A 14431-nucleotide genomic window follows, 5' to 3' on the forward strand; every position below is an offset into this window, starting at 1 on the left:
CGACCACTTCCCGCAATTCGTTAGGAGCAACTGAAACCATGTCGGTTTCCGTAACCCTGCCGGCGCTCGGCGAGAGCGTCACCGAGGGCACCGTCACCCGCTGGCTCAAGGCCGAGGGTGAGCGTGTCGAGGCCGACGAGCCGCTGCTCGAGGTCTCGACCGACAAGGTCGACACCGAGATCCCCGCCCCCGCGTCGGGCATCCTCGCCTCCATCAAGGTCGCCGAGGACGAGACCGTCGAGGTCGGCGCCGAGCTCGCGATCATCGACGACGGCTCCGGTGCGCCGGCCGCCGCCCCGGCCCCGGCCGCCGCCGAGGCCCCCGCCGCCCCGGCCCCCGCGGCCGAGGCTCCGGCCGCTCCGGCCCCGGCGCCCGCCGCCGAGGCCCCTGCCGAGGCCCCCGCCGGTGGCGCCACCGGTACGGACGTCGTCCTGCCGGCGCTCGGCGAGTCCGTCACCGAGGGCACCGTCACCCGCTGGCTGAAGTCGGTCGGCGAGACCGTCGAGGCCGACGAGCCGCTGCTCGAGGTCTCCACGGACAAGGTCGACACCGAGATCCCGGCCCCGGCCTCCGGTGTCCTCCTGGAGATCGTCGTCGGCGAGGACGAGACCGCCGAGGTCGGCGCCAAGCTGGCCGTCATCGGTGCCGCGGGTGCCGCTCCGGCCCAGGCCGCCCCGGCCCCCGCCGCCGCCCCGGCTCCGGCCCAGGCCGCTCCGGCTCCGGCCGCCCCGGCTCCGGCTGCCCCGGCTCAGGCCGCGCCCGCCGCTCCGGCTCCGGCTCCGGCCGCCGCTCCGGCTCCGGCCGCCGCTCCGGCTCCGGCCGCGCCCGCCGCTCCGGCCCCGGTCACCCCGGCCCCGGCCGCGCCCGCCCCCGCCGCCGCACAGCCGGCGGACGACGGCGCCTACGTGACGCCGCTGGTCCGCAAGCTGGCCTCCGAGAACGGCATCGACCTGGCGTCCGTCAAGGGCACCGGCGTCGGCGGCCGTATCCGCAAGCAGGACGTCCTCTCGGCCGCCGAGGCCAAGAAGGCCGCCCCGGCCCCCGCCGCCGCTGCCGCTCCGGTCGCCGCGCCGAAGGCCCCGGCCCTGGAGGCCTCCCCGCTGCGCGGTCAGACCGTCAAGATGACCCGCATGCGCAAGGTCATCGGCGACAACATGATGAAGGCGCTGCACGGCCAGGCCCAGCTGTCCTCGGTCGTCGAGGTCGACATCACCAAGCTGATGAAGCTGCGCGCCCGTGCCAAGGACGCGTTCGCCGCCCGTGAGGGCGTCAAGCTGTCCCCGATGCCGTTCTTCGTCAAGGCGGCGGCCCAGGCGCTGAAGGCCCACCCGGTCATCAACGCCCGGATCAACGAGGACGAGGGCACCATCACGTACTTCGACTCGGAGAACATCGGCATCGCCGTGGATTCCGAGAAGGGTCTGATGACCCCGGTCATCAAGGGTGCGGGCGACCTGAACATCGCCGGTATCTCCAAGGCCACGGCCGACCTGGCCGGCAAGGTCCGCGGCAACAAGATCACCCCGGACGAGCTGGCCGGTGCGACCTTCACCATCAGCAACACCGGTTCGCGCGGTGCGCTGTTCGACACGATCATCGTGCCGCCGAACCAGGTCGCCATCCTGGGCATCGGTGCCACGGTCAAGCGTCCGGCCGTCATCGAGACCGCCGAGGGCACCGTCATCGGCATCCGTGACATGACGTACCTGACGCTCTCCTACGACCACCGTCTGGTGGACGGCGCCGACGCGGCCCGCTACCTGACGGCCGTCAAGGCGATCCTGGAGGCCGGCGAGTTCGAGGTCGACCTCGGCCTGTAGGCGAGGCCGGATTGGCAACGTAACAAGCCTCACCTGCGGCGCCCCCGCCCGGAAGTGTTTCCGGGCGGGGGCGCCGCCGTATTGTCTTGAGTGTCAACGCGTCCCTTAAGGAGCGGCTTCATGAGCGTGCCCGTCGTCCACTCGCTGCGCGAACAGATCCGCGAGCACATCGTGGAGGGCATCGTCAGCGGCCGCTGGAAGCCGGGCGAGCGGATCGTGGAGCGCCGGATCGCGACCGAGCTGGAGGTCAGCCAGACGCCGGTCCGCGAGGCGCTGCGCGAGCTGGAGTCGCTGCGGCTGATCGAGTCCTCCCCCAACAAGGGCGTACGGGTACGGAATCTGACCGCGGCCGACCTGGAGGAGAGCTACCCGGTCCGGGCCGGTCTGGAGCAGATCGCGGCGGAGCTGGCGGCGACCCGCCTCGCGGCCGACTGCTCGGCCCTGGAGCCGCATGTGGCGGCGCTGTACGACGCGGACCGGGTGGCCGACGGGACGGCGCAGGTGCGGCACACGGTGGGCTTCCACCGTGAGCTGGTGAAGGCGGCCGGGAACAGCGTGCTGCTGCACACCTGGGAGGGCCTGGGCATCGAGGTCTTCACCGCGCTGTCGATCCGCTGGCTCGGCACGGTCCAGAAGTCGTACGCGGAGGAGCACCAAGAGCTCGTGGAGGCCTTCCGGCGCGGCGACCCGAACATCGGCAGTCTGGTCAAGGCCCACGTCCTCGGCTGCGCCCCGAGGGCCTGACACTCCGGGGCCGGGCCTTCCGAGAGCGGATCCGCGCGGTGCCTGAACCCCCTTCGTACGTGATGAGCGGGCCCCCGAGGGGGCCCGCTCATTCGTGCGAGGCGTCTCTCATCCGCGGCCTCACCTGCGAAAACAAGGCACCCGGTGCCCATTTTCGCGGCACTCTGTGCCGACTTTGTCGATCTGGAGCGGTTTTCCCCGGCAACCCTTTGATCGATCATCGATCGGCGGCTTACAGTCTTCGGCGGGCCGCTACCCGGCCCTTCGCCCTGTCCTGCCAGACAAGGCACCCCTTCTCCACCCCCATCTGTCCGGAAGGCGGCGATCATGACCGATCCCGTAGGCAAGATTCCGAGTGAGCTCGACCAGCTCCCGGACCGTGACACCGAGGAGACCGCCGAGTGGGCGGCCTCCCTGGACGCCGTCACCAAGGCCGCCGGCCCCCACCGGGCCGCCTACCTGATGCGCCGCACGCTCCAGCACGCCGAGGGCGCGGGCCTGGCCCTGCCCAAGCTGCTGGAGACGGACTACGTCAACACCATCCCCACCTCCTCGGAGCCCGTCATCGACGGCGACGAGGAGATGGAGCGCAGGATCACCGCCTGGAACCGCTGGAACGCCGCCGCCATGGTGACCCGCGGTGCCAAGCACGGGGTCGGCGGCCACATCGCCACCTTCGCCTCGGCCGCCTGGCTCTACGAGACCGGCTTCAACCACTTCTTCAAGGGCAAGGAAGCCGACGGTTCCGGCGACCAGCTCTACATCCAGGGCCACGCCTCCCCGGGCATCTACGCCCGCGCGTTCCTCGACGGACGTCTCAACGAGGCCCACCTCGACAACTTCCGGCAGGAGTCCGGCGGCAACGGTCTGCCCTCCTACCCCCACCCGCGCCGCCTCCCCTGGCTGTGGGAGTTCCCGACCGTCTCCATGGGTCTGGGCCCGCTCTCCGCCATCTACCAGGCGCGCTTCAACCGTTACCTCACCAACCGCGGCATCAAGGACGTCTCGTCCTCGCACGTGTGGGCGTTCCTCGGTGACGGCGAGATGGACGAGCCCGAGTCGACGGCGGCACTCGCCCTCGCCTCCCGCGAGGGTCTGGACAACCTGACCTTCGTCATCAACTGCAACCTCCAGCGCCTCGACGGCCCGGTCCGTGCCAACTTCAAGATCGTGCAGGAGCTGGAGGCCCAGTTCCGCGGCGCCGGCTGGAACGTCGTGAAGTCGCTGTGGGGCAACGCCTGGGACGAGCTGTTCGCGCTCGACACCACCGGCGCCCTCGTCCGCCGCCTCCGCGAGGTCCCGGACGCGCAGGTCCAGACGTACCAGACCCGCGACGCCGCCTACATCCGCGAGGACTTCTTCGGCAAGGACCCGGCGCTCGTCGCGATGGCGCAGCTGCTGAGCGACGACAAGATCCTCGAGTGCTTCCACCTCTCGCGCGGTGGCCACGAGCCGCGCAAGGTGTACGCCGCGTACAAGGCCGCCCTGGAGTTCAAGGGCGCCCCGACGGTGATCCTCGCGCAGACCGTGAAGGGCTTCACCCTGGGTGAGGGCTTCGCGTCGAAGAACGCGAACCACCAGATGAAGAAGCTCAGCACGGACGAGTTCAAGTCCATGCGTGACCTGCTCGACCTGCCGATCTCCGACGCGCAGTTCGTCGACGGCGTCGTGCCGTACGGCCACCCCGGCGCCGACTCCGCCGAGGTCCGCTACCTCCAGGAGCGCCGCGCGGCCCTCGGCGGCCCGGCCCCGGCCCGCCGTACGCACGCGCTCGCCCCGCTGGCGGCCCCGGCCGAGAAGGCGTTCGCCGCCTTCGACAAGGGCTCCGGCACGCAGTCGATGGCGACCACGATGGCCTTCGTCCGTCTGGTCAAGGACCTGATCCGCGACAAGGAGACCGGCAAGCGCTGGGTCCCGATCGTCCCGGACGAGGCCCGTACATTCGGTATGGAGTCGCTGTTCCCGTCGCTCGGCATCTACTCGCCGAAGGGCCAGACGTACGAGCCGGTCGACCGCGACCAGCTGATGTACTACAAGGAGGCCGTCAACGGCCAGATCCTCAACGAGGGGATCACCGAGGCCGGCTCGATGGCCGACTTCATCGCCGCGTCCACCGCGTACTCCACGCACGGTGAGGCGATGATCCCGTTCTACATCTTCTACTCGATGTTCGGCTGGCAGCGCACCGCCGACCAGATGTGGCAGCTCGGCGACCAGCTCGGCCGCGGCTTCCTCGTCGGCGCCACCGCGGGCCGGACGACCCTGACCGGTGAGGGCCTCCAGCACGCCGACGGCCACTCGCCGGTGATCGCGGCGACCAACCCGGCCGCCCTGACGTACGACCCGGCGTTCGCCTACGAGGTCGCGACGATCGTCAAGGAGGGTCTGCGCCGGATGTACGGCGAGGCCGCCGAGGGCGAGGACCGGGACGTCTTCTACTACCTCACGGTCTACAACGAGCCGATGCCGCAGCCGGCCCGGCCCGCCGGGGTCGACGAGGGCATCATCAAGGGCCTGTACCGCTTCAACACGGCGGAGTCGGCCGGCCTGGAGCTCCCCGCGAACGCCTCGCGGATCCAGCTGCTCTCCTCCGGTACGGCCATCCACTGGGCCCTGGAGGCGCAGAAGCTGCTCGCCGCCGAGTGGGGCGTGGGCGCCGACGTGTGGTCCGCGACGTCCTGGACGGAGCTGCGGCGCGACGCGCTGGACGCCGACGCGGCGCTGCTGCGCGGCGAGGAGCGGATTCCGTACATCCGCAAGGCGCTGGAGGGTGTGGACTCCCCGGTCCTCGCCGTCTCGGACTACATGCGTCAGGTCCCGGACCAGATCGCGCAGTGGGTCGAGCAGGACTGGTCCTCGCTCGGCGCGGACGGCTTCGGGCTGTCGGACACGCGTGACGCGGCCCGTCGTCACTTCGGTGTCGACGCGCAGTCGATCGTCGTCGCCGCCCTCGCCCAGCTCGCCCGCCGCGGCGAGGTCCCGGCCTCGGCGGTGAAGGAGGCGCGCGAGCGCTACGGTCTGTAAGGCCGATGGCCGGCCGGGCAGAATGCGCGTCATGCGCGCTGCCCGGCTGATCAAGATGGTTCTTCTGCTCCAGTCACGTCCGTCGATGACGGCGGCCGAACTCGCCGCGGAGCTGGAGGTGTCCGAACGGACCGTCACCCGTGATGCCCTCGCCCTCTCGGAGGCGGGGGTTCCGGTGTATGCGGACCGGGGCCGGGCCGGCGGGTACCGGCTGATCGGCGGGTACCGCACGCGGCTCACCGGCCTCGCGCGCGGTGAGGCCGAGGCGCTGTTCCTGTCCGGACTGCCCGGTGCGCTCCGGGACATGGGCCTGGAGGACGCGGCGTCGGCGGCCCGGCTGAAGGTGTCCGCGGCGCTGCTGCCCTCGCTGCGGGACGCGCCGGACTCGGCGGCGCAGCGCTTCCTGCTCGACGCGCCGGGCTGGTACCAGGAGCCGGAGACACCGGAGTTGCTGCCGCCGATCGCGGAGGCGGTCTGGGACGACCGGACGATCTCGGCCCGCTACCGGCGCGGGGACGCCGAGGTGGAGCGCGAGCTGGCCCCGTACGGGCTCGTCCTGAAGGCGGGCGTCTGGTACCTGTGCGCGCGTTCCGGTACGGCCTTCCGTACGTACCGGGTGGACCGTTTCGCGGCCGTGGCCGTCGGCGAGGAGCGGTTCGAGCGGGACGAGGAGTTCGACCTGCCCGCGTTCTGGGCGGAGCGGGCCGCGGAGTTCGCCCGCTCGATCCTGCGCGCCGAGGTCGTCCTGCGGCTCTCCGAGGCGGGGGCGCGCCGACTGCCGTACCTGACGGACCGGGCGGCGGCCGAGGAGGCGCTGGCGGCCGGCTCGACGGACGCCGAGGGCCGGCTGACGGCGACACTCCGCGTGGAGAACGAGGACGTCGCCTTCAGCCAGCTGCTCTCCCTGGGCCCGGAGGCGGAGATCCTCTCCCCCGAGCCCCTGCGGGCCCGCTTCAGGGAGGCGGCCCGGGCACTCGGGACGCTCTACGGCTGACGCGGGCGGGCGGGACCGGCCTGGGGCCGGGCGGGTGTCTAGCGGTAGTCCTCCACAGAGGGCTTGCCCGTCTCGCCCGCGATCATGTAGCCCCAGGCGTCCGGACGTGAGCCGTCGACGTCCGTGAAGCCGTACTCCTTCGCCAGCGCGCCGCTGGAGAGCGACCGGCCGTTCCAGCGTGCCCGGTCGGGGTCGGCGGCGAGCGCCGCCACCGCCCGGCCGACGTACGTCGGCGACTCGGCGATCTCGAAGCCGGGGATCTTCTCGATCGCGTCCCGCCAGTTCTCCTCCGTGACCCCGAACGCGGCCAGCATCTGCTCGGAGCGCAGCCAGCCCGGGGTGAGCGCGACGGCCGTGCCTCCCACGCCTTCGAGGTCGTGGGCGAGCGCGAACGCCATCCGGAGGGGAGCGTTCTTCACGAGGTCGTAGAAGAAGTTGAGCCGGAAGCGGGTGTTGTACTCGGCCGTCCCGTCGGTCATCTCGACGACCAGGCCGCCGGGGTGCCTGATCAGCAGCGGCACCGCGAGGCGGGAGGTGATCGCGTGGGTGCGCACGCCGAGCTCCAGCATCCGCAGGCCGCCCGTCAGATCCGTCTCCCAGATCTTCTTGTCGAACTCGACCAGATGCTCACCTCCCCAGACGTCGTTCACCAGGATGTCGAGCCGTCCCTGCTCCGTGTCGATCCGTTCGACGAGCGCCTGGACCTGGTCGGTCTCCAGGTGGTCGGTGGGAACGGCGATGCCCTCGCCGCCCGCCGCCGTCACCAGCTCGGCCGTCTGCTCGATGGTCTCGGTCGTCCGGCCGACCTCGCTGACCTTGTCCCGGGTGGTGCGCCCGGTCACGTACACGGTGGCGCCCGCCGTGCCGAGCGCCACGGCGATGGCCCGTCCGGCGCCCCGCGTGGCGCCCGCGACCAGTGCGATCCTGCCGCTGAGCGGCTTCGTTTCGGTCTCCATGGAACGAGCGTGACAGGAAAGTACGACACCTTCTGTCCGGTTTGATTTTGGCTGTTTCCGGGTGCGTCGCCCTCCCCCAAGGTCGATGCTTGGTCCGTGATGGACGAGACGGAGTTCTGGGAGATCATCGACTCCACCCGCGAGGCCGCCGAGGGCGACCCCGAGGAACACGCCGACCTGCTCGTCGAGCGGCTGCTGCAGCTCGACCCCGACTCCGTGCTCGACTTCGCCCGCCATTTCGAGGCCCGCTACAACCGCGCGTACCGCTGGGACCTGTGGGGCGCGGCGGCGGTGCTGCTCGGCGGGGCGGGTGACGACGCCTTCGACTACTTCCGCTGCTGGCTGATCGGCCAGGGCCGGGAGGTCTTCGAGGGCGCGGTGCACGAACCGGACGCGCTCGCCGAGCTGCTCGACGAGTTCGACGAGGAGATCGACGGGGACGGCGAGGAGCTGGGGTTCGCCGCCGACGAGGCGTACGAGCAGCTCACCGGCGCGGAGGCACCGGACCTGGGGATTCCGCCCCAGCCGGCGGAGCCGGAGGGTGTCGCCTTCGACCTGGAGGACGACACGGGGCTCGCGGAGCGCTTCCCCCGGCTGTGGGAGCGCTTCGGCTCCTAGTCTCCGCGCCTCGACCCGTACGGAGGAAGAGGTACGGACCGGGGGCCGTCCCTCCCCCGGGTCCGTACCGGTCCCTGTCCGACCGTGGAGCGCGTCCGCGCACGGGCGGTCGTCAGAAATGGGTCCCGCCGTCGATGCGGACCTCGGTGCCGGTGATGAACCTCCCGTCCTCGGAGGCGAGCATCGCGACGACACCGGCCACCGTCTCGGGGCCGGCGAAGCCCTCGCCGATGGCCGGGGCGAGCTTGGCGAACAGGGACCAGTCGGTGTCCTCGGGCAGGCCGGGGCCGGTGGACCGGCGGCTGACGCCGGAGCCGTCGGTCATGCCGGAGGAGATGGAGCCGGGCTGGACGGCGGTGAAGCGGATGCCCTGCTTGGCGTACTCGGCGGCGAGCGCGTGAGTCATGGACTGGATGCCGCCCTTGCTGGCCGCGTAGGCGGCCATGTACGGGTGGGCGAACATCGCCGAGGTGGAGGAGAAGTTCACGACGGCGGAGCCGTTGCCCTCCAGGAGGGCCGGTATCGCCTCGCGGATCACCAGGAAGGTACCGGTCAGGTTGATCCGGACGACCTGTTCGAAGGCGTCGAGGGTCGTCTCGTGGGTGTGCGAGGAGCGCAGGATCCCCGCCGCGTTGACCAGCACGTCCAGGCCGCCCAGCGCCTCGACGGCGGCGGTGACACCGGCACGTACCGAGGTCTCGTCGGCGATGTCCACGACGAGGGTGGTCAGCCGGTCGGCGTCGGCGCCGGCCTTGGCGACCGTGTCCTTGAGGCCGTCCTCGCTGATGTCGGCGGCGACGACGCGGCCGCCCTCGGCGAGCATGCGCAGCACGGTGGCCTGGCCGATGCCGGAGCCGCCACCCGTGACCAGTGCGCGGCGTCCTTCGTAGCGGTTCATGTCCTGTCCGACCCTTCGACGACGGTTCCTCCCGATGCACGGACACCGTACGCCCAGGTGGCACGTTTTGCCATAGCTGCATGAAATGCATGGTCGGCAGGGGCGGGCGTACCCTTCGTACGGTGAGCACCAGATCCCCCTCCCTCACGGAGCGCCGCAAGGCGGCCACCCAGCTCGACATCGCGCGCGCCGCCGCCGAGCTCTTCACCGAGCGCGGCCCGGACGGCACCACGGCCGAGGACATCGCCCTGCGCGCCGGGGTCGCGCTGCGCACCTTCTACCGGTACTTCCGCTCCAAGCAGGACGCCGTCGCCCCGCTCCTCGCCGGCGGCGCGGACCGCTGGCGCGAGTCGCTGTCCGCGGCGGAGCCGGGTTCGACGGTGCCGGCCGCTCTGGAACGGTCGATCTCGGAGGCGCTCGCGGCCGCCGACGAGGAGGCGGCCGAAGGGCTGCGCTGGACGCGCGGGCTGCTGCGGGCGGCCGCCGAGGACCCTGCGCTGCGGGCCGTCTGGTACCGGGTCAACCAGGAGTCGGAGGAGAAGCTGCTCGCCGTGGTGGCGCAGCTGGCCGGTCCCGGCGCCGACCCCCTGGAGGTGCGGCTCGCGGCCGCGGCGGCCACGGACGCGATCCGGGTCGCCCTGGAGGCCTGGGCGGAGACGGACGCACCGGTCCGCGGGAAGGGCGCGCCGGCCGAGCTGGCGGTCCGCTGCCTGCGTGAACTGATGGGCGGGATGCGGTCGTTGACACCCCGCGAAGCCGCGGACGCGGACGCCTCGGGAGGACGGGCCGCGGACACCCCCTAGGACGCGACCGAGCGGCCCATCAGGACGTCGTCGACGTACGCGCCGCCCAGGAAGAACTCGCCGGGCAGGACGCCCTCCACCGCGAAGCCCTCGGACGCGTAGAGCGCGCGGGCGGGCTTGTTGTGGCCGAGGACGCGCAGGGTGATCCGTGTGCAGCCCTGGCGCCGGGTCTCCTCGAAGGCGGCCCGCAGCAGCGCACGGGCGACGCCCAGACCACGGGCGCTCTCCGCGACGGCGAGGCCCTGGATCTGGCGGACGTGCGCGTTGCAGGCGAGCGGGGTGGGCGGCACGAGCCGCAGATATCCGACGACCTCCGGTCCCCGCTGCGCGACCAGATAGTCCTCGGGCCGGTGCCGGTCGTCGAAGAACGGCTCGTACGGGGGTTCCGGCGGAGGCAGCACCGCGTGCAGCGGCGACCAGGTGGCCCGGTCCAGCTCCGCCAGGGCGTCCCCGTCGGCCGCGAGGGCCTGTCGTATGTGCGTCTCCGGCGCGATCATGTCCGCCACTGTGCCACGTGCGGACCCGGGAGTGCAGGATGGTCCCCATGCAACGCTCGCGTATCGCCGTCACCGGCGCCTCCGGACTCATCGGCACGGCCCTGGTGCGCTCCCTGCGCGCCGACGGCCACCACGTCTCCCGCCTGGTGCGACGGCCCGCCAGGACCGCGGACGAGATCGAGTGGGACCCGGCACGCCTGTACGTGGACGCGGCGGGACTCGTCGGTGTCGACGCGGTCGTGCACCTGGCGGGCGCGGGCGTCGGCGAGCGCCGCTGGACCGACGCGTACAAGAAGGAGATCCGCGACAGCCGCGTCCTCGGCACGCGCGCGATCGCCGAGGCCCTCGCCTCGCTGGCCGACCCGCCGAAGGTCCTGGTGTGCGGCACGGCGCTGGGCTACTACGGCGACACGGGCTCGCGCGCGGTGGACGAGAGCGCGCCCGCGGGCGAGGGCTTCCTGCCCTCGGTCTGTGTGGAGTGGGAGGCGGCTGCGGCCCCCGCCGAGGAGGCCGGCATCCGGGTCGTGTACGCCCGCACGGGCCTCGTGGTGGCCGCCGAGGGCGGGGCGTGGGGGCGGCTCTTCCCGCTCTTCCGCGCCGGGGTCGGCGGGCGGATCGGCGACGGCCGGCAGTACTGGAGCTTCATCTCGCTGCACGACGAGGTGGCCGCCCTGCGGCATCTGATCGACACGGACTCCCTCGCGGGTCCGGTGAACCTGACGGCCCCCGAGCCGGTCACCAACCGGGAGGTGACGGCGGCGATGGGCCGGGTGCTGCGCCGCCCGACGCTCCTCACGGTCCCGGCGCCGGCGCTGCGCCTGGCGCTCGGGGGATTCGCGGTCGATGTGCTGGGCAGTCAGCGGGTGCTGCCGGGCCGTCTGTTGGAGTCGGGGTTCGATTTCGCGTTCCCGACGATCGACGAGTCGATCCGGGCGGCGGCCTGACGCCACGCGGTGCGACCCCGTGCTGCGTGCACCCCCGCGCGCGCCGCTGGCGCGGGCCCGGACGAGGCCCCAGGCTGGCATGCCCTGAATGCGAATGCGGGCATTCCGGGGGCCGGTTGGGGGCATAGGCCTCCCACCAGCCGCGCCGACCTGGGGAGGGGCACGTGCTCAGTACCGCACGCCACACGGATGTCGCCACGGACGTCGTCATTGTCGGGGCCGGGATCGCGGGGCTCGCGGCCGCCCACCGGCTGACCAGCGCCGGGCTCGGGGTCACGGTCCTGGAGGCCGGGCCGCGCGTCGGCGGCCGGATGGTCACCGACGAGGTCGACGGCTTCCGGCTCGACCGGGTCGGGCCGCTGCTCACGACCTCGTACGCCGAACTGCTCCATACCCGGGGCCTTGAAGGGGTGGCGCTGCGACCGTTCGCGCCGGGGGCCCTGGTGCACAGCGACGGTCGGTACGCCCGGGTCGGCGAACCGTTCCCGCAGGCGCCCTGGCGCGTCGGGCGGGGGTCGCCCCACACGCCCCGGCGCGTAGGGGGAGCTTTCACGGTGGCGCGCGCCCTCGCGAGCGCCCCCCGGAATCCGGCCGCCTCGCTGGACCAGGCGCGGCTGGGGGCCTCGCTGGCACGGCTCGCGGCGACGCCGGCGCAGCGTCTGCTGGCCCGGCCGGAGCGGACCGCCCGTGAGGCCCTGACGTCCCGGCTGCCGGCCCGTACGGTCCAGGGCGTCCTACGGCCCCTGGTCGCGGCCCTGCTCGGCGACCCCGACCTGGCCACCTCCAGCCGCTACGCCGACCTGGCGCTGCGCGCGTTCGCGCGGGGGCGGCTCTGTGTCCCCGAGGGCGGGTCCGGCTCGCTGCCCGAGCTGCTCGCGGCGGCGCTGCCGCCGGGGACGGTGCGGACCGGGGTCCGGGTCACGGATGTCGCGATCAACCGGGTCGAGACGGCCGAGCACGGGGTGTTCGGCTGCCGCTCGGTCCTGCTGGCGACGGGCGCCTGCACGGCGGCGGAGCTGCTGCCGGGGCTGCGCGTGCCCGCCTTCCACGCGGTCACCGTGCTGCACCACACCGCCCCCGAGGCGCCCGCGGCCGACCCGGTCCTGGTTCTGGAGTCCGACCCGGGCGGCCCGGTCGCGCACACGGCCGTCATGAGCGCCGTCGACCCCACGCGGGCGCCGGCGGGCCGGACCCTGGTCACCTCGACGATCCTGGGCACCCCGCCCGACGACGCGGAGCGCCGGGTCCGCAAGCACCTCGCGACCCTGTACGGGACGTCGACGGACGAATGGGAACTCCTCGCGCTCCACCACACCCCCGAGGCGATCCCCGCGATGCCGCCGCCGCACGACCCCCGCCGCCCGGTCCGGCTGCTCGCCGGGCTCTACGTCTGCGGCGACCACCGCGACACGTCCACCCCTCAGGGGGCCCTGACCTCTGCCCATCGCGCTGCGCACGCGCTCCTCACGGACCTGGGCGTCCGCGTGCCGCACAGCGCACCGGCGGAGGCGGCGGCGTAGAGACGGGAGCCGAGCGGGAGGACGGAAGCGCGGGCCGGCCGCGCAGGGCCGGCAGGAGGGAAGGGCGCGCGGGCCGCCCGGGCGTCAGCCGATCGCCGCCACGCGGTCGCGGTAGGTACGGACCGCGGCCGCGTCGCGGTAGGGCTCCAGGCGGCGTTCGAAGTCGCGGACGTACTCGAGCGCGCGCGCCGAGCGCATCTCGGAGGCCTGCTGCGCCGCTTCCGCGCCCAGGGCGCACGCCTGGTCGAGTTCGCCGAGACCGAGGCGGGCCGATGCGAGGACCACCCGGCAGAAGAGGCGGCTGCGCGCGAAGCCCGGGGCGCGGAGCTGGAGGGAGCGTTCGGCGTGCTGAGCCGCGGCCCGGTACTGCTGGAGGTCGCGGTGGCAGTGCCCGAACTCGTCCGCGAGCTGGGCCTCGTCGAAGGGGCGCGCCCAGTACGGCACGTCGTCACCGGGTCTGGCCGCTTCGAGCGCCCGCTCGGCCCGGGCCAGCGCCGCGCCGCACGCCCGGGCCTCACCGAGCACCCCGTGCCCGCGTGCCTCGACGGAGTGCAGCAGCGCCTGGACGACCGGGGGCGCCGCCGAGCCGACGCCCTGCTGGGCGACCCGGGCCAGCTGCACGGCCTCGCGCCCGTGGCCGAGGTAGACGGCCTGCCGGCTCATGGTGATCAGGACGTACGAGCCGTAGGCCCGGTCCCCCGCCGCCTGCGCGAGCCGCAGCGCCTGGACGAAGTACCGCTGGGCGAGTCCGTGCGCCGCGATGTCGTACGAGGTCCAGCCCGCCAGTCTCGTCAGATCGGCCGCCGCGGCGAACAGGCGGCGGCCGACGCTCTCCCCGTACGTGCCGCGCAGCATCGGCTCGGCCTCGTGCTCCAGGTAGCGCACGAGGGCCTGGCGGGCGTGGCCGCCGCCGTAGGCGTGGTCGAGGGTGCGGAAGAGCTCGCCGACCGAGCGCAGCGCGGCGATGTCGCCGCTGGAGACCCGCTGCCCGGGCCCCCGGTCCGTGCCGCGCTGCCGGGGCACCGAGAGCCGGCCCTGGGGCGGCACACGAGGGTCCTGCGCGAGCCGGCCGTCCGGGCCGAGCCGCCCGTTCGGCGCCGAACTCTCGCTCCGCGCCACCCGGTCGTCGGCCCGGCCGATCAGCCAGTCGCGGCTGGGGACGACGAGCCCCGCCGGTGTGAAGGCGATCTTGCGGAGCTCCGCGTGGCTGCCGGAGTCCTTCCGCCACAGCCCGCTGACGATGTCGACGGCCTCCTCGGGCGTCGCCGCGAACTCCAGACCCGCGTACACGGGGGCGCAGGCGTCCAGACCGAGGTCCTGCGCGGAGAGGCGGCGGCCCAGGCGCCGGGTGAAGACCTCGGCGATCAGGGCGGGCGTGGTGCCGCGCGGCTGCTGACCGCGCAGCCAGCGGGTCACGGAGGTCTTGTCGTACCGCAGGTCGAGTCCGTGCTCCAGGCCGAGCTGGTCCACCCGTCTCGCCAGGCCCGCGTTGGAGAATCCGGCCTCGGCGATGAGCGCGGCGAGCCGGCGGTTCGGGATGCGCTGCGGGGGTCGTTCCGTCATCAGCTGTGCGGTCTCCTGCCTTCCGGGCCCGGGTGGAAGCCCGTGTGGAC

The 14431-nt window shown here is 73.2% G+C and carries 12 protein-coding genes; 8 read left to right on the forward strand and 4 right to left on the reverse strand.

The features are described 5' to 3' along the window. The first annotated feature begins 38 nt into the window (after positions 1–38). From sucB to ACFY8U_RS22810, 4 genes are all read left to right on the forward strand, one after another. Positions 39–1820: a 2-oxoglutarate dehydrogenase, E2 component, dihydrolipoamide succinyltransferase gene (sucB, locus tag ACFY8U_RS22795; RefSeq protein ID WP_389572910.1), complete on the forward strand. Its 1782-nt coding sequence runs from the start codon at positions 39–41 to the stop codon at positions 1818–1820. Between the two features lie 120 nt (positions 1821–1940). Continuing rightward, positions 1941–2564, forward strand: a complete 624-nt coding sequence (locus tag ACFY8U_RS22800; RefSeq protein WP_361754462.1) for a GntR family transcriptional regulator — start codon at positions 1941–1943, stop codon at positions 2562–2564. 327 nt (positions 2565–2891) lie between these two features. Further along, a complete protein-coding gene (gene aceE / locus ACFY8U_RS22805; protein WP_389572914.1) occupies positions 2892–5588 on the forward strand; it encodes a pyruvate dehydrogenase (acetyl-transferring), homodimeric type in 2697 nt (898 codons plus the stop codon). Between the two features lie 31 nt (positions 5589–5619). After that, positions 5620–6582, forward strand: a complete 963-nt coding sequence (locus ACFY8U_RS22810; RefSeq protein ID WP_389572917.1) for a helix-turn-helix transcriptional regulator — start codon at positions 5620–5622, stop codon at positions 6580–6582. Between the two features lie 38 nt (positions 6583–6620). On the opposite strand, the gene ACFY8U_RS22815 is transcribed toward ACFY8U_RS22810, so the two are convergent. Next, the gene (locus tag ACFY8U_RS22815; RefSeq protein WP_389572920.1) at positions 6621–7538 is read right to left on the reverse strand and encodes an SDR family oxidoreductase; all 918 of its coding nucleotides are present in this window, start codon (positions 7536–7538) and stop codon (positions 6621–6623) included. 99 nt (positions 7539–7637) lie between these two features. Between ACFY8U_RS22815 and ACFY8U_RS22820 the strand changes: the two genes are divergently transcribed. Then, positions 7638–8156, forward strand: coding sequence for a DUF4240 domain-containing protein (locus ACFY8U_RS22820; RefSeq protein WP_389573277.1), 519 nt, complete (start codon positions 7638–7640; stop codon positions 8154–8156). A gap of 112 nt (positions 8157–8268) precedes the next feature. On the opposite strand, the gene ACFY8U_RS22825 is transcribed toward ACFY8U_RS22820, so the two are convergent. Next, entirely contained in the window at positions 8269–9054 is a 786-nt protein-coding gene (locus ACFY8U_RS22825) for an SDR family NAD(P)-dependent oxidoreductase (RefSeq protein WP_389572922.1), read from the reverse strand. Positions 9055–9143: 89 nt separating this feature from the next. Between ACFY8U_RS22825 and ACFY8U_RS22830 the strand changes: the two genes are divergently transcribed. Further along, a complete protein-coding gene (locus ACFY8U_RS22830) occupies positions 9144–9857 on the forward strand; it encodes a TetR/AcrR family transcriptional regulator (protein WP_389572925.1) in 714 nt (237 codons plus the stop codon). Here the strand turns inward: ACFY8U_RS22830 and ACFY8U_RS22835 are convergent. Beyond that, positions 9854–10354 (reverse strand): GNAT family N-acetyltransferase, encoded by a 501-nt coding sequence (locus ACFY8U_RS22835; protein WP_361754444.1) that lies wholly within the window; start codon positions 10352–10354, stop codon positions 9854–9856. The two genes, ACFY8U_RS22830 and ACFY8U_RS22835, sit on opposite strands and share 4 nt — an antisense overlap. 47 nt (positions 10355–10401) lie before the next feature. Here ACFY8U_RS22835 and ACFY8U_RS22840 point away from each other — a divergent pair, with 47 nt between their 5' ends. Continuing rightward, the gene (locus ACFY8U_RS22840; protein WP_389572928.1) at positions 10402–11298 is read left to right on the forward strand and encodes a TIGR01777 family oxidoreductase; all 897 of its coding nucleotides are present in this window, start codon (positions 10402–10404) and stop codon (positions 11296–11298) included. Positions 11299–11462: 164 nt separating this feature from the next. Continuing rightward, the gene (locus ACFY8U_RS22845) at positions 11463–12818 is read left to right on the forward strand and encodes an NAD(P)/FAD-dependent oxidoreductase (protein WP_389572931.1); all 1356 of its coding nucleotides are present in this window, start codon (positions 11463–11465) and stop codon (positions 12816–12818) included. Positions 12819–12902: 84 nt separating this feature from the next. Here ACFY8U_RS22845 and ACFY8U_RS22850 read toward each other — a convergent pair whose 3' ends face one another. After that, on the reverse strand, positions 12903–14381 hold the full coding sequence (locus ACFY8U_RS22850) for a regulator (protein ID WP_389572933.1): 1479 nt from the start codon (positions 14379–14381) through the stop codon (positions 12903–12905). Positions 14382–14431 lie beyond the last annotated feature (50 nt).

Origin of the sequence: Streptomyces sp. NPDC012508 (assembly GCF_042902595.1) — a bacterium.
Classification (GTDB): Bacteria; Actinomycetota; Actinomycetes; order Streptomycetales; family Streptomycetaceae; genus Streptomyces.

Excerpts from the sequence above, each read along its gene's own strand:
- sucB (WP_389572910.1), top strand. The coding sequence starts at position 39 with ATGTCGGTTTCCGTAACCCTGCCGGCGCTCGGCGAGAGCGTCACCGAG.
- ACFY8U_RS22800 (WP_361754462.1), top strand. The coding sequence starts at position 1,941 with ATGAGCGTGCCCGTCGTCCACTCGCTGCGCGAACAGATCCGCGAGCAC.
- aceE (WP_389572914.1), top strand. The coding sequence starts at position 2,892 with ATGACCGATCCCGTAGGCAAGATTCCGAGTGAGCTCGACCAGCTCCCG.
- ACFY8U_RS22810 (WP_389572917.1), top strand. The coding sequence starts at position 5,620 with ATGCGCGCTGCCCGGCTGATCAAGATGGTTCTTCTGCTCCAGTCACGT.
- ACFY8U_RS22815 (WP_389572920.1), bottom strand. The coding sequence starts at position 7,538 with ATGGAGACCGAAACGAAGCCGCTCAGCGGCAGGATCGCACTGGTCGCG.
- ACFY8U_RS22820 (WP_389573277.1), top strand. The coding sequence starts at position 7,638 with ATGGACGAGACGGAGTTCTGGGAGATCATCGACTCCACCCGCGAGGCC.
- ACFY8U_RS22825 (WP_389572922.1), bottom strand. The coding sequence starts at position 9,054 with ATGAACCGCTACGAAGGACGCCGCGCACTGGTCACGGGTGGCGGCTCC.
- ACFY8U_RS22830 (WP_389572925.1), top strand. The coding sequence starts at position 9,144 with ATGGTCGGCAGGGGCGGGCGTACCCTTCGTACGGTGAGCACCAGATCC.
- ACFY8U_RS22835 (WP_361754444.1), bottom strand. The coding sequence starts at position 10,354 with ATGATCGCGCCGGAGACGCACATACGACAGGCCCTCGCGGCCGACGGG.
- ACFY8U_RS22840 (WP_389572928.1), top strand. The coding sequence starts at position 10,402 with ATGCAACGCTCGCGTATCGCCGTCACCGGCGCCTCCGGACTCATCGGC.
- ACFY8U_RS22850 (WP_389572933.1), bottom strand. The coding sequence starts at position 14,381 with ATGACGGAACGACCCCCGCAGCGCATCCCGAACCGCCGGCTCGCCGCG.